Genomic DNA, 19,988 nt, shown 5'->3' with positions numbered 1-19,988 from the left:
CGACATTCACAACTGTCGTCATTTCTATTGCAAGGCGAAGTAACGCAGCATATACAATTTACAATCTAAATTATCTTTAACTCTAATTTTTACCAAACAGCTGATAACGTATTGTATCTATTAGATACAGACAATAACGTGTTGTGCATGTTGACTTACATCAGATCTGCTCATGGTTAGTTCATTGCCAAGAGCTACAAAAGCAACAGTCGAGACTCCACAGTGATGAACGCAGTGGTGATGCCTGCCTTGCGTGTTTTTTTCTCAGAAAACTTGCTCAAAACCGCAAGCTAACCTTAGCCTTAGTCCAGTTTCATGGACAAATTCAACGACCTGATCAGGCCCCTTTAAAACATCCACAACACGCTGAAGCATCACCCGATCTCACCACCTATGATGAAGCATTCACCGATGAATCGATTTCTGAAGAACTGATGCACTTTGCAACCTACAACTCTTGTGTCCTCGAAAGATTTATATGGCAACAAACAAGGTTTGCTCAGCATGGAACAGGACCTTTCCAGCAGCCCCCCCAATACTCTCCACTTGGTATTGAGCGACACGAGCGGGAACCCTTATCCGCTAAACCCATACCATCCACCACGTCGGTATTTCCAACATTTGCAAGAAATTTAGCCTATCTTGCTAGTGATGAGTTTATTGGGATACATACGCCTTTCGTGTACTCAGGAACACTGAATTCAATCGTATTGACTCGACCAGAACCCGCCATTAACTTCATCTCATTAATTCATTCGCAGAAAAGGCCATTGCCCGACGCTAAATCGCCTCAAAAGTTAGCCGCTACCAACCTAGGCGAAAAATCAAAACCTCACGTTTACAAGTCTCGAATTGAAGATACCAGTGGCATAGGCACGGATATGGCTGAAGAATACTTACCAAATAAAGACACTATCGATACGATTTGTCATATCGTCACTTCTAAAAAAGAAACCGAAAATGAAGCCGCTGAATTATCATGCTATGACACTGAAGTAACACAAGTAAAAATGCAGGCTGATTTAGGTAAGGATGAAACAACAGCAGTAAATCAACCTGTACCTGCTCTACAGAAGGTCTCAGAAGAGGCAATAGACAGTGAGCCTCATTCCGATAGCGAAACAACCCCAACGTCACCTAAAGAACTAACCTCGAATGCTAAACCGGATGCAATCGCTCTCGTTCAACACAATATAGAAACAGCCAGTTTACTGACTGATGTACATAAAATGATTGTTAATAAGTATTACACTGCAGCAATCAGGCAACTTGAGGAGTTCAAAGCAACAGAAGGTTGTGCTTACTATTTATATTTACGAGCCCTTTGCTTTCAGGGGATGGCAACACAATCCACTGAACCCTGTGAACAATACGAAAGTGAAGCAACATTGTCTGCTTACATAAAACATGAATCAACGGATGAAGAAAGTATGCAAGTACAACATGGTTCAAAAGTAAGTATTCAAATGCCTACACCAGTCAATAGCACGGTTATTATCGACCTCAACACCTTGCTAACCCGAAAAGATATTACGCCTGAACTTCGATTGGCTATTTGGGTGCTTATTGCAGAATGCTATACACAACAGCGTGGACACCAAGATGCCCTTTTTTGTTACCAGAACATTTTGCGAGACTTTTTTTCTAGCCCTCCAGTTTACGAGGCTCGATATGAAGGCTCAGATCCTCAAACGTGCTTTTTAAGATGGAATGCGGTGTCAGCCAGTGAGATTTTTCTCAAACTCGCCGCTCAACTAAAAGCATTGGGACAAGTTGAAGCCTCTCAGCAAAGCTACTTGAAATCCATTGAAGTTTCTCAACAAGGAGAAAGTTATCAGCAAATTGATGATGACGACATTCATCAACTGAGCGATGTTCATCATCCAGCAGTCATATTTGAAGGCTGTGAAGAGCATCAGCTTGTTACTGAGCGTATACGTGTTCGCCTTGATCACTCTGTTGTCGTACATCAACCAAGTAAAGTGGACCCCAGCGTTGTCATGAATCGCCTTGGTAGCGTACATCACCCTGAGGATGTCGAGCAATACACTGATGTCTATCACGCCCAAACGCAAATACCTTTAGATGATGCGTCATGGGTAGTCGCATCACACCTCAACGTAGGCAATTTATTGCATGCGCATGGTCAGCATCAAGAAGCCGTAGTGTTTTATCAAAAAGCACTCGCACACTGGGCTTTAGGAAATGTTTATAGAGCGTGGGTTACCGGAAACTTGGGGAATACCCTTCTGTCATTAGGTCAAAATAAGCAAGCCGGGGAGTATCTAAAACAGGCATTGGAATTAACCCTAGAGCACGAGCCTACCCCTGAAGCCATTGGTCGAGCCTATAACAATTTAGGCACCTATTACCAAGCTCTAGACGAGCTTGATAAAGCAATGCAATGTTATGACGATGCCTTAGGCCAAGCCGAATTTGGGCATGACCTAGCCGGTAATGCTCGAGCCCACGGTAATATTGGTAATATCCATATGTTACGTAAACAACCTAAGGAAGCAATAAAACACTATCGCGAAGTACTCAGGCTAACTAGAGATTCATCTATCGCCGAAGTGGCACATCACAACTTAGGCAGTGCTCGCTTCGACGTGGCAATGATAAATTACCAAGGTGAACGTCTCGCGCTTTCAGAATCACAGATCAAAGCGCTAGACAAAGCAATTATTCAATTCCATAAGGTATGGCAGAATGTGTGGCCAAAGCTAACCCCTATGTTAAGAAACTATGTGGATCACGCCAATCGAAATACGGCAGTTAATTACTTAGAAAGTCAAGCAAAAGCCTTATACAGATTAACAGATTCCCTCATGTTAACCGATAAAGTCCACACGGCATTGAGTGTGTTTACACTCTCTTACAACCTGACATCTTCATTGTGGATACTATCGCGATTCGCCCCTAACAGCTTAAAACAATTCAAGTTTATGTCAGAAGAGCCCAAGCCAAACATAGAGCCACAAGTGGTCGAAGAAAAAAGCAAACAGAAAGAGCTAGATGCAGGCTCGTGGCATCAGCAGTTTTTTGATCCCATAGAAAGATCATTATATGCAAACCTCACGAATCCCATTATCACGATGACGTTCACTGGAACACATTTGTGTACTTTGGGAATTTGGAAACAGGATGACGAGCTAGTCAAGCGGGGGTCAACAATTTACGTAGGCTCCAGTGCAAAATCGGCTATCTTTGGAAGCTTAACGACATTGGATCATTACTTAAGGTATCGCTTAGGTGAAGATGTCAGTGGCTTACATCTATACACCTATGATGAACTGGGGTATGCCAAATACCAAGAGTACGGCCCTAGCCTCAACAACCGACTACAAGGCATTAGCGACGAAAAGGCAAAAAAACAAGATTACACTATCAGTTGCATCGACAAAGCAGTATTAGAGGTTTTCGTCAACGGTCTAACACCGATACTGAAGGCAATAAATGAAGCCACTCAACGAACTCACTCAGCTATCACTCTAGTGCTTGATTCACACTTGAGTCATTTTCCTGTCGAGCTTTTACCTAAAAGCGTCGAAGATCTGCATGGGCCTAGACTGTTTAACAATAAGCCATTGCAACTCATACCATCCGTAATGGTACATGAGCTTTACCAGCAAGACGTTCAGCAAACGTCTTTCGAGCCTGCGTTATTGGTGGGAAACCCATCTACACCGCCTTTCATGTACAACAAAGACGAGTGGGATTTGGGCCCCTTACCTTATGCAGAAAAAGAGGCGCAATGTGCAGCGACAAGAACTCGCACTCAAGCATTAGTCAGCGATCTAGCCACAAAAGACAATGTGTTGAAACAGCTTCCTAACAGTAAAATCATTCATTTTGCCACCCATGGAAGCGCTGGAGGTGGTTTTCTTGTACTTGGCGCCCCCAAAAACCGCTTCCTTCCTACGGTTATCAGACACGTTTTTAAAGGGAAGTCGGTGGACAATCTTTTACTTACTCACACTGACATTGCAGCAACTAAGCTACTGGCAAAACCTCTAGTGATACTGTCGAGTTGTAATAGTGCAAGGGGAACCCCCTTGGGAGGCGAATTAACATCATGCGCCAATGCATTTTTAATTGCGGGTGCAAGGGCGGTAATTTGCTTCAAATTTAAAGCACCGGATGAAAGTCAGTACATTCTTCTTAATCTCTTTTATTCATTTTTAACTCAAGGTGAAGCTGCATTAGAAAGCATGCAAAAAGCCAATGCCTTAATACAGCTCATTCCTAAATATGGCGCTTTACCCTGTTGGGCTTCTTCACAATATATGGGCAGCAATATCAGATTTGAAGCCTTACAAAGAAAGTTACCCAATCAATTTCATCAAAATTGCTCTTTATTGATTGAGCAACGAACATTTACCGAACTCTCTGCATCATCGAAGATAACTCAGCTGTTTTCACTATTAAGTCTTAGTGAAGAAAAACCGTTTGAGAAACCGACTGTAATTTGGCTAACAGGCTCCAATACTAAGGCGCATCACTACACATGCTTGCAAATGATTGAGGAGTACCACAGCCATTATCAAGGCGGCATTTATTGGTACGCTCTACCACCGCAGTTTAATGTTAACCATTGGCTGCAACATGAACGACAGAGCATGCTTGATAATTTCGACCTTGAAAAAAGAAAGCTGATGATCATTGATTCTACAACCCTAGAAAATGCTAGCCAAAGCCTCACTTCCGCAGAATTAGCATTAATGATAAAAGACTTATCCAGAATTGACGTATTTGTCATTTCTGAGAATGAGCCCAATAATATGCAGGAATTTAGGCAAACTCTAGCACCATGCACAGTAACAGGTGTTAATGAGCATGCTATCGATATCATCCAAGCCGCATCGTTATTACTGCAAGCCATTGGTTATAGGCTCACACCTGAAAATAACGAAGAACTGTATACATCGTTTAATGAACTGGTGGATAGACTGCATGGAAATATTGTGCTCACTCAATATATTGCTCATTTGATCACAATAAACGCCCCAAAAGACACGCAACAATTGGTAACACTACTCAATCACATAAATGAACATATGGTGGATATTGAGCAAGCGGCAGAAGAAGAAACAGAACTGAGGTATGAACAATATTTAGCAGAAAAAGAGCAATTGGCTTCATCGAAGCAACTCATTGATAACATCATTAAATACAAGATAGATGACGAACTGATGTCGTCGTTTAAAGCACTCATCGTTAGCCTAAATGGCAATCGTTATTTAATTCAATTCGTTGCCCAACAAATACAATTTTATGCTCCTAAAAATACTGAACAACGTGAGACAGTAATTAAACACATTATTGCCCAGTTTGAAGATATTCCCCCGACAGCAGAAGAAGATAAAAAGAAACCTAAACCACAAGGAAAACATCTCCAACAGTCCGATTTTCAGTGCCCCCCGAATTACATGGGATTACTCTGCTGTGCCTTTGCATTAGACTGTGAAGACAGTAAAGAGCCAGCCCTATTCCCCCACTCAGGCTCAAATATCAAAGAGCCGCTTACACTCGATGGCATGTTTCATCGAATAAGAACCCTATTTCAATTCCAATTTAATACACCTGAAATCGAAACCAATATTCTCATTGTAATACGCGATGCTGTCGCAGCTATCTACGGACCACAACAATCAGATAAAACAGCCCTATTAGTATTTAATGAATTAACGAGGATCGGATTTTTAGAAGCCTATCCAAGTCCTACTCTTTTTCAAAAAAGCTCGCCGTCGAATCGACTCTGGCGAATTGCGCCATTATTCTATCAATCAACTTACCACCGAAAGTTAATCGCTACAGGTGCTTGCACTGTAAAAGATGAAAGAGAAACCTTTATCTCATTTTATTGCCGACAACGACTACGTAAATCAACACCCTCAAAACATCAACAATCTGACCCGCAAGCTACGCCAGACGCCCAAGCCCACTGAAAATTGAACCCCCCTAAATGACCACTAACATCCATCACCTCACCAATAAAATACAGCTTCTCAACTTTTTTACTTTCCATGGTTTTAGATGACAACTCATTAGTATCAACACCACCAAGCGTCACTTCCGCTGTACGATAACCCTCAGTGCCATTCATCAATAACGGCCATTGATGTAGATCTTTGACGAGCTGAGCTATCTCTGCATGAATAAGTTGATTTAATGCTTTATCCAGCAAAGTTTCATTAAATAAGGTTTCCACTAAACGCTTTGGTAGCCATTGGCTTAAGGTATTACGCAAGCTTTGTTTAGGATGCTTTTCTCGCTGCTGTAATAGCCCTTGCTCCGTATCCATATTGGGCAGCAAATTAATTTCAATGGTTTCACCGGGCTTCCAATAACTTGAAATTTGCAGTACCGCAGGTCCCGAAATACCACGATGAGTGAACAGCAACGCTTCGCTAAACTGCATGCCATTTTTGGCAGTGATGGTGCTTGGTACGGCAATACCAGATAAAGGCTCGAATTTTTGTTTGTCATCACTGTGCCACGTGAAAGGTACTAAGCCTGCACTGGTAGGCAACACCTTTAGACCGAATTGCTCAGCGACTTTGTAGCCAAAAGGGGTGGCACCCAGTTTTGGCATTGATAAACCGCCTGTGGCAATCACAAGGCTTTCACAGCAGAAATCACCATTACTGGTTGAAAGTTCAAAACCAGATTCTTTTTTGATGACCGACAGAATTTCAGTTCGAAGCTGTACTTTGGCTCCTGCCCACTCACATTCGGTCATCAAAATGTTGACGATGTCTTTGGCTGAATCATCACAAAATAACTGACCGTGATCTCGCTCGTGGTAATCAACACCATGACGTTCCACCAGCTCGATAAAAGCACTGGATGGGTAACGAGCTAATGCGGATTTCACAAAATGTGGATTACCACACACAAAGTTATTGGGCTCAACATTGCGATTGGTAAAGTTACAGCGCCCGCCGCCACTGATGAGGATTTTTTTTCCGGCTTGTTTGGCGTGATCCAGTACTAAGACATTACGACCTCGATACCCTGCTGTGGCCGCACACATTAATCCTGCGGCGCCGGCGCCAATAATGATCACGTCAAAACTTTGCATAACAATCCATACCTAAAAATCAAAGCAGAGGATTGTAGCCTTAAATTTCTCTGCTCCCTAGATTTTTGTTTCTAGGGAAGTGAATGGATGAACAGCAATTAACTTAACGGCTTGAATTAAAAGTGATAACGTCAAATAATGATTTAATAATAAGGCAATGAAATGGCAGCAGGTATACATTGCACAAGCTCTCTCAATAACTGGACTGATGACAGTAGTTACTGTTCTGCACTCAATCTTTATAAATTTGATGTTCTTAAGCTAGCCATAGCATTATACGGTTCTAGTTGTGATTGGACAGAATTGGGAGAAACATTGGGTATAACGTCAAATGCTCTACTCGATAGTCCCAACGCGACATATTACCACCTTATCGACATTTTATGTGAGTGGTCGTCAACAGGCGATCCTAGTATGGATCAACTCATTCAAGCACTGAAAAAGGTTGGTTTAGGTAATGCTGCAAGAAATTTGGAACAACGAGATATTAACTTTTTTAAATTTAAGAATACATCAACACTCACAGGTGCATTTAATCCAGACGGTAGCTATAACAAACGCTTTATATTAGAAGAAATCAAATGCCAGAAACAACGAGATCAGATAGCAGAAGAACCTTTCCCTAGGCCTTGGTTCAGCTGCAAACGCTGTACACTTGTATAGAACCAGCCGATAACATCGGCCAGTTTACATAGATTATCCAAGCACTTCGGCTTTTCTATCTCGCCCAAGTAGAGCTTTAGCTGCTTCTTTAGCTGCTTTACCTTGGTACAAAACTTGATAGATTTGCTCAGTAATGGGCATTTCAACACCTAAGCGTTTAGCTAACGTAAACACTTCTTTAGTATTTCGATAACCTTCAACCACTTGACCAATTTCCGTTTGTGCCGTCTCAAAGTCTTTACCTTGACCTAAAGCCAAACCAAAACGACGGTTACGAGATTGGTTATCGGTACAGGTCAGCACCAAATCACCTAAACCAGCCATCCCCATAAAGGTGGTTGGCTGAGCACCAAGGGCTTCGCCTAAACGAGTCAGTTCTACTAATCCACGAGTGATCAAAGCGGTACGAGCGTTAGCCCCAAATCCGATGCCATCGGACATACCAGCGCCAATAGCAATCACGTTTTTAACTGCGCCACCTAATTGCAGACCAATGAAATCTTCATTTTCATAAACACGAAGGCGTGACGGACAGTGCAGTAATTCCACCAGCTCTTGGCTAAACTGAGCACAAGTGCCCGCAACAGAAATCGCTGTTGGCATACCTGCTGCTAATTCTTTAGCAAAAGTAGGACCTGATACCACGGCAAGATCGATATCTTCACCCACAATATCTCGTGCGACATCTTGTAAAAGTCGACCTGTTTCAGGCTCTAAGCCTTTAGTTGCCCATACAATACGAGCATCATCACGTAATAATGGCTTAGCTTGCTTAAGCACTAAACCGAACACATGGCTTGGTACAACTACCAATACATTTCGACTAGCGGCTAATGCAGTAGCCAAGTCAGCTTCTGGAATAAGGCTTTCTGGAAATGGAATGCTCGGCAAAAACTGCTCGTTACTGCGATCATTTTGCAGTCGAGCGATGTGTTCCGGCTGATGTCCCCACAGTAGCGTTTTATGACCACTACGGGCTAAAGAAATGGCAAGGGCGGTGCCATAAGAGCCCGCCCCTAATACCGTAATATCGGCTTCAGTGTTCATGAATTATGCAGTAGCTTCTTCTGCTTTTTCTTCAACTTGCTCTGCGCCTTCTTCTTGCTGACGTTGTTGAACGTATTGAGCAAATAGTGCGTCAAAGTTAACTGGAGCAAGGTTAAGTTGTGGGAAAGTACCACGACCAACTAGGCTAGCAACAGTTTCACGAGCGTATGGGAAAAGAATGTTCGGGCAGTATGCACCTAGAGAGTGAGCAAGTTGTGGCTCAGTCAGACCTTCGATAGTGAAGATACCTGCTTGCTGTACTTCACATAGGAATGCTGTCTCTTCACCAATTTTTGCAGTAACCGTTAGAGAAAGGATCACTTCGTATACGTCATCAGCCAGTTTTTCGCTGCGAGTATCAAGATCAAGCTTAACTTCTGGATTCCACTCTTGTTGGAAAATCGCTGGGCTGTTAGGCGTTTCGAAAGAAAGATCTTTGGTGTAAACGCGTTGGATGTTGAATTGTGGAGCTTGTTGTTCTTGAGTTGCTGCTTCAGCCATAATTTCCTACCTATGTAATTTGTCTCGACTGTGGAGGGGCTTTCTTACCCCTTCTGGGTCTTATTATTAATTCGATCTAATCAGTCGTACTACCTTAACAAATCGTTAAGGACCATGTTGACCGCTGGATCAGCTTGTCAGAGTTTTATGACACTTTAACGTGTACGTCAACCTTAGATTGACCATAAAACACTCTGTTAGACACGATTATCTTTTGCTTTTGGAAACCGGCATGTTTGCCGCAGTCCATTCACCCATACCACCTTTGAGGTTATGCACGTTTTCAAATCCTTGTGCTACCAACAACTGAGCCGCTTGCGAAGATGTCATGCCAGCATTGCATACTAGAATAATGGGGCTGCTTTTATGCTTTTCAAGACTCGTGGCTTGATTATTTTTAATTTGTGCTAATGGAACGTTCATCGCATTAACAATGTGACCTTTTTTAAACTCATCTTTTGAGCGAACATCAACCACTTTTGCATTTTCACGATTGATAAGTTGAGTAAGTTCTTGAGGGGTCACATTTTTGTATTTTAGCGTTGATGCTTTAATGGTGGTAACAATCACACCAATAAACAGACCTACCCAGGCCAAAGAAAGGATAGGATTAGCTTGAAAAAACTGAATGTATTCTTGCATGTGTTCACTTCATTGACAGATTTAATTTAACGATTATAACTGTTTCGGGTCACAAATTGCGATCATTCCCACTCATTTTTAGATGTTAACTTTTTCTCATGTCTCAGTTCGAGTACACTCACAGACGCTTTTCTTATTTTACGGCTTTATACCCATGCTACCCATAACCCTCTTGAATAGGTGTCATGGGTATAAACCTGTTTTTAATTTAGTTAAGGTACAAAAATGATAACTGCAAAGCGCCCATTGGCACTGCTGATTTTAGATGGCTGGGGAAACCGAGAAAATACCCACATGAATGCCATTTATCATGCTAACACTCCTGTATTAGATAAGTTATACGCACACTACCCTAATAACCTTATTTCAGGCTCTGGGGATGATGTTGGGTTACCTCATGGTCAAATGGGTAACTCTGAAGTAGGCCATATAAACTTAGGCTCTGGTCGCATTGTTTATCAAGAATTAACTCGCATCACAAAAGCGATTGCCGATGACGATTTTAATAAAAACGTTGCCTTGTGCAACGCCATTGATAAAGCCATTGCCGCAGACGGCGCAGTTCATATTATGGGTTTGCTGTCACCGGGTGGTGTTCACAGCCATGAAGAGCATATTGAAGCGGCTTGTAAACTCGCAGTAAAGCGTGGTGCCAAGAAAGTTTATCTTCATGCCTTCCTTGATGGCCGTGATACTCCTCCTCGCAGCGCTAAACAAAGCCTTGTCCATTTTGATGCTTTATTTGAACGCCTAGGTCACGGCCGAATTGCATCGATAGTAGGTCGTTACTATGCGATGGATCGTGATAACCGTTGGGATCGTGTTGAAACCGCCTATGACTTATTAACTCAAGGTCAGGCTGAGCATCAATTCGACAATGCGCCAGCTGCACTAGAAGCCGCTTATCAACGTGATGAAAACGACGAGTTTGTTGCTGCTTCAGCCATTGTTGACCGCGAAGGCAACGTGGCAACAATGCAAGACAACGATACATTGATCTTTATGAATTTCCGCGCCGATCGTGCTCGTCAAATCACACGCAGTTTTGTCAATGCTGACTTTGATGGCTTTGCGCGTAAAGCGACACCAAAGCTGAATTTTGTGATGCTAACGGAATACGCCGCTGATATTAAAGCACCTGTAGCGTTCCCGAAAACCGATCTTGTGAATACTTTAGGCGAAGTGCTGCAAAATCGTGGTAAAACTCAGCTTCGTATCTCAGAAACCGAAAAGTACGCTCACGTAACATTTTTCTTTAATGGCGGTAAAGAGCAACCATTTGAAGGTGAAGATCGCATTTTGATTCAATCACCTAAAGTGGCAACTTACGACTTACAACCAGAAATGAGCTCAACTGAACTGACCGACAAACTGGTTGGCGCCATTGAGTCTGAAAAATACGATGTGATCGTGTGTAACTATCCTAATGGTGACATGGTAGGTCATACCGGTAACTTTGATGCTGCCGTAAAAGCATGTGAAGCCGTAGATACTTGCATTGGCCGTGTTGTTGAAGCTTTAGAGAAAGTGGGAGGCGAAGCCTTAATCACAGCTGATCATGGCAATGCTGAGCAAATGGTAGATGAACAATCAGGTCAAGCTCATACTGCTCATACGAGCGAATTAGTGCCACTGATTTATGTTGGTCGTCAAGGTAAAATCAATGAAGGCGGTCGTCTAAGTGATTTAGCCCCAACTATGCTATCTTTGATGGGAGAAGCGATTCCTGAAGAAATGTCAGGGCAGCCATTGATCACACTTGCACAATAGTCTTAGGTCGATACAATGAAATGCCGCTAACTTTAGCGGCATTTTTTTCATTTGGTTTAACGAAAAGGAAGTATCTGTGCGCTATTGTGTTCGTCTATTTTCAATAGTCCTTATGATGATCTTAAGTCTAGGGTTATCACTTCCATTATCGGCCACCACGATAAAAGAGCGCCAATCTCAACTTAAAGTCTTACAAGATCAAATTAATCGCCAACATTCACAAGTTAGCGATACTCAAAAACAACACCAACAATTGTTGAAGATACTAAAAAGTGACGAACAAGCCATCGCAAAAGTGGCCACTCAAGTCAATCAAAGTCAGCAGCAACAGCAGCAACTTAACAAGAGTCTTGCAGAGCTGGCCGATAAACAAAAGCAATTACAACAACAGCAAAAATCTCAGCAACATACTCTCGCAAAACAATTAAAAAGTGCTTATTTAAGTGGAAACCACGACTACACAAAAATGCTGCTTAGTCAGCAAGATCCCGCGACGGTTGAGCGTTTACTGACTTATTATCAATATCTCAATAAAGCCAGAGTCGAAGCTATAGCAAAGTTAAAAACCACGCTATCAGAACTTAAGCACACCCAAAATACCATCACAGATCAGAAACAACAGCTGGCAATAGTGGCTGAGCAACAACAGCAACAAGCTGAGCAATTAAAAAATGAAAGCCAACAGCGTCAACGTACACTCACTCAGTTACAACGGATACTCAATCGCCGCGGCGCTCGTTTAGAGCAATTACAAATTGAAGAAGTCAGCCTTAAACAAACCATTGAGCAAGCCATTCGTGAATCAAAACAACAGCATAATCTGTCTGGGTTAAGTGCACTAAGAGGGAAATTGAAATGGCCGACCCAAGGTCGATTAACTCACACCTTTGGCAGCCCAAGAGGCGGACAATTACGCTGGCGAGGCGTATTGCTTAGCGCACCTGAGGGACGAACGATAAAGGCCATTGCCGACGGAAAAGTCATTTTTGCCGATTGGTTAAAAGGCTTTGGTATGGTGATAGTTGTCGATCACGGCAAGGGATATATGAGCCTTTATGGTCATGCTCAAGCGTTACTTAAATCCTCTGGTGACCACGTCAATAAAGGGGAAACCTTAGCTTTGGTTGGACGTTCAGGTGGACAAGTAGAACCTGGTCTATACTTCGAAATACGTCACAAGGGGAAAGCCATTAATCCGTCGCGTTACTGCAAACGATAATCGCCGCCTCCTGGATCAATGGAGGCTGTATGATCAAGTATGCTCGACGGGTTGTTTTGTTTTTTTGTGGTGCGCTATTTGGAATTAGCATTAGCATTGCTGGGCGCGAAGTACCCCATCATTCTTATTATGGATTTCCACTCCTTGCCGATGTGATTGATAGCATCGAACGTTTTTATGTTACTCCCCTCACCCGTGAAGAGCTTATTGAAGCAGCCATTCAAGGTATTTTCCAAAAACTTGATGGCTATTCTGAGTTTTTAAACGCTGAAGATATCGCTAAACAAGAAGAAAACAATCAAGGCCAGTACAAAGGCTTCGGTTTCGAAGTTGATGGTAAAGAGCATGGCCTTGAAGTGATCAATGTTTTTAATGGTTCACCTGCCAATAAAGCAGGAATTGAATTCGGAGATATCATTACTCACTTAAGTAAACAGGCCATTACGTTAGATAATCAAGAAGCCATTTTAAAGCAGATAAAAACCGCAGCTTTAGACAATCAGCCTATTGATGTAACGGTAACGGATAGCAAAGGCAAACAGTGGCAGTTAAATATCAAACCTAACCTTATTCAAGTCGCCGCCATTGAAGCTAACTTATTCGAAAACAATCTCGGATACATTCGAATCAATGGCTTTCAAAATAGCACGTTCGACTCAATCAAAAATCAGCTAACGACATGGAAGCAACAACAGCTCAATGGCTTGATCATTGATTTAAGGCGTAACCCCGGCGGTTTGTTTGAGCAAGCCGTAAAAGTCGCCGACCTCTTTATCAGTAAAGGCACCATCGTATCGACGAAAGGAAGATTCAAACAGGCCAACAGTAATTACAGTGCCACTGACATCAATTTATTAAAAGACGTGCCGATGCTGGTGTTAATTGATAAAAATTCGGCTTCGGCTGCTGAAGTGTTAGCCGCGGCTTTACAGCAAAACCAACGGGCAACCCTAATGGGGGAAAGAAGTTATGGTAAAGGCAGTATTCAAGGCATGATCCCCACCATCTTCCAAAACAGTCGGGTTAAACTTACGATTGCCCACTACTTAACCCCTAAAGGTGATAACATTCATCAATCTGGGATCACACCAGACATAAATCTGCCGAGCATGACTGGCAATGCAAGCAATAATGCTTCTATAATCAATGGCACACAAGCAGACTCAGATGACAACGCTCTGAAATCGGCTATTTCATGGTTTAAGACTGATACATAACAGGGTTTATGACAATAATACGACTTGCGCTACTGCTTCTTTTATCTCTTTCTACAAAACTGCAAGCAGCGCAAGTTGCCATCATTATTGACGATGTAGGCTATCGCCATACCGACAAACAGGTGTTACAACTGCCCCCGCAAATCACGCTTTCGTTCTTGCCATTTACTCCACTTAGCCATAAGTTAGCCAAGCAAGCCTTTCAGCAAGGTCATGAAATCATGCTACATATTCCCATGCAAGCGCTTAACGGTAAAGCGATGGGGATTGGCGGTATCAATAGTGATATGAATCAACGAGCGATCAACAATATCCTCGACAAAGCAATAAAAGATATTCCTTATGCCAAAGGAGTAAATAACCACATGGGCAGTTATGTCACTCAGCTTGAGCAACCCATGCAATGGTTAATGGCAGAGTTAAAACGACGGGAATTGTTTTTCGTCGACAGCATCACCACACGCTACAGTAAAGCCCGAAAAGCGGCAGAGCAAGCCAAAGTACCTAACCTTAAGCGAATGATTTTTTTGGATAACGATACGTCGCCGCAAGGGCTTGAACATCAGTTTCAACAAATCATCAAGCTGAGCAAAACTCATGATCACTTTATTGTGATAGCCCATCCTTACCTAGAAACGATTGAATACCTAAAAAATAACCTCAGCCGATTAAAACAGCATAATATTCAAGTGACTTCCGTTGCTCAGCTTCTTGCTGAACGCTATAACGGTACTGAAACTAAGCTGTCTGAACTTCTAGCGAAGTAAGTAACCACAAGGCTTCTTCATTCGTTTCGCCACAAACATCAACTGTGGCAGAAAACGCATGGCAAACCTCTGGTCGCTCTGGCTGACCAAAAATTTGGCAAAGATTATCAACTGAAAGTTGCACACATCGCTCGCCTGCTTGTTTACCTTGAGGCATGCCCGGAATCGGACTACTGATAGAAGGGGCGATACAGCAGGCACCACATCCTAAACGGCAATTCATAACAAAAACTCACTGATCAATGAGGGTATATTTTATCATGCCTTTTTACTTCCCCTGAGTAATTTATCACCATATACTTCCTCTCTTGCAATAACTCAAATGGCTTACAACATATAAGCATTTGAATCATCAATAAATAATTCATCACCAGCTGTTTATTAGGGAGAATAACAATGGCATTCGATTACGGTTCCATTGATCTTGGGCTACGAAATCCGTTCAAAAAAGAAGGGGCGGCGACCACTATTCGAGGTGTGATTGTTGCTCTTATGGGGGTCTACTTACTCATCGATGCCGCAGCCACAGTGAAAAATGAAGCTGTTGGAGGCTGGCTACTGGTGGGATTTGGCATGTTATTACTCGGTGGCGGTATCGCTTCTGCTTCGGGTGGTATTCTTGCTATGCTTCGTTATTTTGTTGGCCGGAATCACCCGACGTCTCTCGCGTATAATCACAGTCGCTCTGAATCCAGCACAGCTAAAACAGAAAGTTCTTATGTTGCTTACACCAAGCAAAAGCTCATTGAAATGCTGGTAGGACGTAAGAACTCTACCTTTGTAGAACCTATTGGCATTCTGGCTCGTTTTGTTCACAGTCTTTTTCCGCGCTTGACCTACATGCCCTATCCAATCCGAAATATGGCGCAACGTCTCTTTGGAGCATGGATTAAAACAATTGTCGCCCTTATCGCCTTTGCTTTTGTTGCCTTTGTTTCATTGGCTGGCTTTGCTGGTGAATTAGGTGAATTTGCGTTTCCGTTTTATACCGCACTCCTCACAATTTACTTATTAAACGTATGGCGAAACGCTGGTACTAGCATTAATCGCAATGCCGATAGAAGCATCTCAAGCATGGGGAATATGGAACTGGTAAGAGTCATCGCAGGCGCGATTGTGTTACCCGTTATCGTTGGCCTAAGTCTGAAATATGCGCTTTCCATGACTCAAACGACGATCAGCGAATTGCAGCAAGTCAGTGCAAACTTTCCCACCTTTCATTCAACCTTATTGTTATTAGGGTTGTTAGTTGGCGCCGCAGTTACCAGTGCCATTGCCTTTATTATGCTGAAAAAGCGCTTGAACTATTCTGATCCTAAAGTAGAGGTTTCAGAACTTCGTGAAAACTGGCAGGAATCCATTCATCCCAATGAGATTTTTATCAATCTTGATAACTTAGTGATGGCCAACCGTCGTTATAAAGAAGTCCCTAACCGAGTGTATCAAGAACTCGATCCTGATTTAATTCAGCAGGTTGAAGGCAAAGGTAAATTTTTTGGGGAAATGATCCAAGAAATCCAGCCCAAAGTAAAAACCATGGAGTTGGGGGACGTATTTAAAAAGATGCGGGCTGTCAGCTTAATATCAGGCAATGTACTCTTTGTGATCAGCGCCATTCTGACCATGATATTGGCTTATCAAGTAGTAGACTTAACCAGCCTTACTCGCAGTATTGGTTTTGATAATATTCACGCCAATATGGCAACCCCTCAACTGCAAGAGCTTGCAGATTCAGTTTCCACCATAGTGCATATTTTCCTGAGTGGATTATTACTTCGTGCTCTTGCTCGAATTCAAACAAATACGGCTCATTTGTTTTATTCAGAAATCCTATTTGAAAGTGATTTAATTTACCTGAAAGTCGAAGGCACATTTACTGAGTCTAAAATCTCAACTGGTAACAGTATTCACGACTCTACTCGCTCTGAAAATGTATTGGTACGTTCGAGCATTACCCCTTGGGTCATCGTCTGTCGCATTGTTTCCAGTACCTTTGCTTCTACAGGTATGCAAAACCTAGAACACCCAAGGCTAATTTTAGAAATGCATAAAAATGAGCAAGAGTTGGCCGGTATTCGCGACGATATTATTTCATTCCTCAAAGACAGAGAATCCATCGCGTCCATTACCAGTAACCGAGATTTACAAAATGCATCACAAATCCATGAGATCAATCAGCAATCTCGTGCAATCCCGATGCAGTCGCAAAATCAATTGAACCAAATGGATGAAGAAGCCGCAGGATTCATTAAGCACGAACATGAAAAACAGCAAGATGAAACTGAAGACGCAAAGTTAGACGTTTAACCATTCCTACCAATTAATTATGTCTTAACATAGCCTTAGCTTTGCAATTAAATCCTTGCAAAGCTAAGGCTATGATTCGTCTTTGCGGGATATGATTTCATACTGGTGAGGCGATATAACTTAACTATACTTACTGCTTATGTTGTTTTTTCGTAGTTACATAAGGAAGTGTTGTATGTACCCTAAAGTCAGCCTTTGCGTATTACTCTCAAGCTTATTTCTTTTACAAGCGTGTCATGACAATGACAATGAAGATTCAAAGACCACAAACCCACAGACTCGATTCATCTATACCAGCACCAATGACGTCAATAATAACCAAGTTATTTCATTTGCTGTCGGCGAAAATGGTGATTTAACCGAAAGAAGTGCATTCGACACTGGTGGTGTTGGAGATGCCGATGATGGTGACTTTGATGCGCAAGGCGCAATCCGTATTTTCGGAGATAAGCTATTAGTCGTTAATGCTGGCGAAACCCTTGGTGACTCGAGTATTACTGAAAATAATGGCAGCATCAGTGTATTTCAAATCGATGATCAAAGCGGAGATTTATCTCGCATCGACCAACATGCGGATCGTAATGGTGTCCAAAACATGGACTCATTTGGTATTCGCCCTGTAAGCCTAGACATAAAAACCATCAATGGAATCACTTGGGTTATTGTTGCCAATCAACAAAATGTTTCCCATTGCGTTGAGCCTACGGAAGCAAATACATTAGAGACGTGTTTAGATCAGTACGACAACCCAATTAGTGAACATTTAGCCGATACGGATACCAATAGCAGAAACATCTATCTTTATCGTTTTGATCCACAAACGGGCGTATTAACCCCGCAAAGAAGGCTTGCTACTTATTCGGCACGCCAAAATGGTCCGGCACAAGTGAGCTTCAGCCCTGATAATCAAAAGGTTGTGGTGACTACACTGGGTATCGCTAATGCGGGGTATCCTGCCAGTGAACAACTGTCTACTCCTGCTCACACTTTTTTGTATGATGTTGAAGTGCGAAATAATCAATTCTCTCTTCAAAATTCTCGTTACTTTGCTAATGACGGTATCTTGGCATCCATTGGATTCAGTTGGTCCAGTGATAGCCGTTATGTCTATGTATCAAACGCATTGTTAACCGGTAAATTTATCAATGATATCGATTCAAATTTACGAGATAACGAAGCGGCACTGATTTCACTCGATACCACAAACAGTAATGATTTATTCGACAGTTCTCCTAATATGAACTCAGTACCTTCTGGTAAAGGTTCAATCATTACAGGGACAAGGCCAGCAGCGTGCTGGACATGGTTAACTACAAAAAACCACCTTTATGCTGTTGGGTTTAATTCAAACCAAGTCGTTAAATTTAACGTTGAAGGAAACCTGTTAACTCGAGATCAAATCCTCAACAGAAAAGCGGAAAAAGAAGGTGATTCTAAAGATATTTATATCACTTACGATAATAGCCATGCTTATGTACTTGGTTTTGAAAGCCATAGTATTGGAGTGTTCGATCTGGATGAAGATGGAAAATTAACAGAAAAAACCTCATCACCACTCACGGTAAATGCGGCACTGTTAGATGGTGAAAATCCTGCAATAACTCAGCGTTTCTTTTTAGGAATCGCAGGTTACCCAAACCGTTATTCTGGATTTTAAATAGTAAAATTTCTAGTTGTCCACCAGCATTAGAGTCGAATAAGCTTCGGCTCTAATGTCATTCAAACTCTGAAAAGTTAAAAATCGATAAATTAGCCTGATAGACAGCAAAGCTTAAGACAACTTGGTTTAATCTGATCGCATAGCGCAGCCAACGGATAAACACATGTCTTCTGAGATTAGTGGAGTCACAACAAAATTACCTCTTTATACAAAGGTTGGTACTGACTTTTTACTCCATTGGCAAGAGTCAGACATTCGCCCCCAAGCTACATTTCAAGACTATCTTGTTAATGCAGAGCTGGATGAAAACCACCAAACCGAAGCTATCTTACTCCCCGGTGAAATTGGTCGCGATCAAGAGCCATTCATTGTCGCTATGTTCAATGAGCAATTCGCTAATTTCTTCCAACATCAACAGCCCATTCCTGTCTTCTTTGACAACAAAGAATACATAGCAGAACTCAAACAGAAAGTGGCCAAAAATGACATTGTTAATCTTGATGTAAAGCAGGTTGCACTAAAATTTAATAGTAAAAATGAAACCGACTGCACCTCTCTATTTGCCCACTTAGCGTCACTGGCTTCGAATTACTCCCCATGTTACCCGTTAAAAGAAGTAGATCCCAAAAGGATTAGCAGCTTGTATATTTATGGCGCCGGAAAAGCTGGAGAAGATCGTATTATGGGTAGTGAAGGTTACTATACCGGGTTTCAGTTGGCCAATTACCTAGAACAAAAAGGACTATTAGCAATTGAAGATTTAAGGATTATGTCCCCACATTCTGCAGACAGTTATGGGCCCGCTTCATTTAAGCCTAGTGATTTAGAATATGCAAGAGCTCCCCATCAATTTAGCAATATAGAGTGGCTCAGAAGTTTAAGTAGAAAGCCTTTTAGTGGGCACCTAAAACAAGCTTTAATAATTAAGGGCTATAACAAAATAAGGGTTACCGGCTATCAATGTTCGATACTCATGGATGGCGATCCTCGCTTTTTAACGTCTCACACCCGCTCGTTAATGATAGATGGACAAAGACGATTTATGAATAGAGAAAAACTGGCGGTGGTTTATTAGGTTATCGAATAATATACAACCAATATCAAGCCAATG

14 protein-coding genes are annotated in these 19,988 nt (G+C 42.1%); 9 read left to right on the top strand and 5 right to left on the bottom strand.

Annotated features, from left to right (window positions below):
- Positions 1-143 precede the first annotated feature (143 nt).
- Positions 144-5,948, top strand: coding sequence for a CHAT domain-containing protein (locus tag AC1EU0_RS10935; RefSeq protein WP_480302439.1), 5,805 nt, complete (start codon positions 144-146; stop codon positions 5,946-5,948).
- Here AC1EU0_RS10935 and AC1EU0_RS10930 read toward each other — a convergent pair.
- Entirely contained in the window at positions 5,903-7,084 is a 1,182-nt protein-coding gene (locus tag AC1EU0_RS10930; RefSeq protein WP_480302438.1) for a BaiN/RdsA family NAD(P)/FAD-dependent oxidoreductase, read from the bottom strand. The genes AC1EU0_RS10935 and AC1EU0_RS10930 overlap by 46 nt on opposite strands.
- A 162-nt stretch (positions 7,085-7,246) precedes the next feature.
- On the opposite strand from AC1EU0_RS10930, the gene AC1EU0_RS10925 reads away from it, so the two are divergent.
- The gene (locus tag AC1EU0_RS10925) at positions 7,247-7,747 is read left to right on the top strand and encodes a hypothetical protein (protein ID WP_480302437.1); all 501 of its coding nucleotides are present in this window, start codon (positions 7,247-7,249) and stop codon (positions 7,745-7,747) included.
- A gap of 33 nt (positions 7,748-7,780) precedes the next feature.
- On the opposite strand, the gene gpsA is transcribed toward AC1EU0_RS10925, so the two are convergent.
- The 3 genes from gpsA to AC1EU0_RS10910 form a co-directional block, all read right to left on the bottom strand.
- Positions 7,781-8,794: an NAD(P)H-dependent glycerol-3-phosphate dehydrogenase gene (gpsA, locus tag AC1EU0_RS10920; RefSeq protein WP_480302436.1), complete on the bottom strand. Its 1,014-nt coding sequence runs from the start codon at positions 8,792-8,794 to the stop codon at positions 7,781-7,783.
- A 3-nt stretch (positions 8,795-8,797) separates the two neighbouring features.
- On the bottom strand, positions 8,798-9,295 hold the full coding sequence (gene secB / locus AC1EU0_RS10915; RefSeq protein WP_480302435.1) for a protein-export chaperone SecB: 498 nt from the start codon (positions 9,293-9,295) through the stop codon (positions 8,798-8,800).
- A 207-nt stretch (positions 9,296-9,502) separates the two neighbouring features.
- Positions 9,503-9,937 (bottom strand): rhodanese-like domain-containing protein, encoded by a 435-nt coding sequence (locus tag AC1EU0_RS10910; protein WP_480302434.1) that lies wholly within the window; start codon positions 9,935-9,937, stop codon positions 9,503-9,505.
- Positions 9,938-10,162: 225 nt separating this feature from the next.
- Between AC1EU0_RS10910 and gpmM the strand changes: the two genes are divergently transcribed.
- From gpmM to AC1EU0_RS10890, 4 genes are all read left to right on the top strand, one after another.
- A complete protein-coding gene (gene gpmM / locus AC1EU0_RS10905) occupies positions 10,163-11,707 on the top strand; it encodes a 2,3-bisphosphoglycerate-independent phosphoglycerate mutase (protein WP_480302433.1) in 1,545 nt (514 codons plus the stop codon).
- A 112-nt stretch (positions 11,708-11,819) separates the two neighbouring features.
- A complete protein-coding gene (locus tag AC1EU0_RS10900) occupies positions 11,820-12,926 on the top strand; it encodes a murein hydrolase activator EnvC family protein (RefSeq protein WP_480302432.1) in 1,107 nt (368 codons plus the stop codon).
- A gap of 29 nt (positions 12,927-12,955) precedes the next feature.
- A complete protein-coding gene (locus AC1EU0_RS10895; protein ID WP_480302431.1) occupies positions 12,956-14,143 on the top strand; it encodes a S41 family peptidase in 1,188 nt (395 codons plus the stop codon).
- An 8-nt stretch (positions 14,144-14,151) separates the two neighbouring features.
- A complete protein-coding gene (locus AC1EU0_RS10890) occupies positions 14,152-14,910 on the top strand; it encodes a divergent polysaccharide deacetylase family protein (RefSeq protein ID WP_480302430.1) in 759 nt (252 codons plus the stop codon).
- Here the strand turns inward: AC1EU0_RS10890 and AC1EU0_RS10885 are convergent.
- Positions 14,882-15,133: a YkgJ family cysteine cluster protein gene (locus AC1EU0_RS10885; RefSeq protein WP_480302429.1), complete on the bottom strand. Its 252-nt coding sequence runs from the start codon at positions 15,131-15,133 to the stop codon at positions 14,882-14,884. The two genes, AC1EU0_RS10890 and AC1EU0_RS10885, sit on opposite strands and share 29 nt — an antisense overlap.
- 173 nt (positions 15,134-15,306) lie before the next feature.
- On the opposite strand from AC1EU0_RS10885, the gene AC1EU0_RS10880 reads away from it, so the two are divergent.
- From AC1EU0_RS10880 to AC1EU0_RS10870, 3 genes are all read left to right on the top strand, one after another.
- Positions 15,307-17,217 carry a hypothetical protein gene (locus tag AC1EU0_RS10880; RefSeq protein WP_480302428.1) on the top strand — a complete coding sequence of 637 codons (1,911 nt, stop codon included), beginning with the start codon at positions 15,307-15,309 and terminating at the stop codon, positions 17,215-17,217.
- 175 nt (positions 17,218-17,392) lie between these two features.
- Entirely contained in the window at positions 17,393-18,874 is a 1,482-nt protein-coding gene (locus AC1EU0_RS10875) for a lactonase family protein (protein WP_480302427.1), read from the top strand.
- Positions 18,875-19,040: 166 nt separating this feature from the next.
- Positions 19,041-19,952 (top strand): hypothetical protein, encoded by a 912-nt coding sequence (locus tag AC1EU0_RS10870; RefSeq protein WP_480302426.1) that lies wholly within the window; start codon positions 19,041-19,043, stop codon positions 19,950-19,952.
- Positions 19,953-19,988 lie beyond the last annotated feature (36 nt).

Source organism: Parashewanella sp. 2210YD4-3 (genome assembly GCF_056591735.1).
This window is presented reverse-complemented; position numbering and strand designations above follow the sequence as displayed.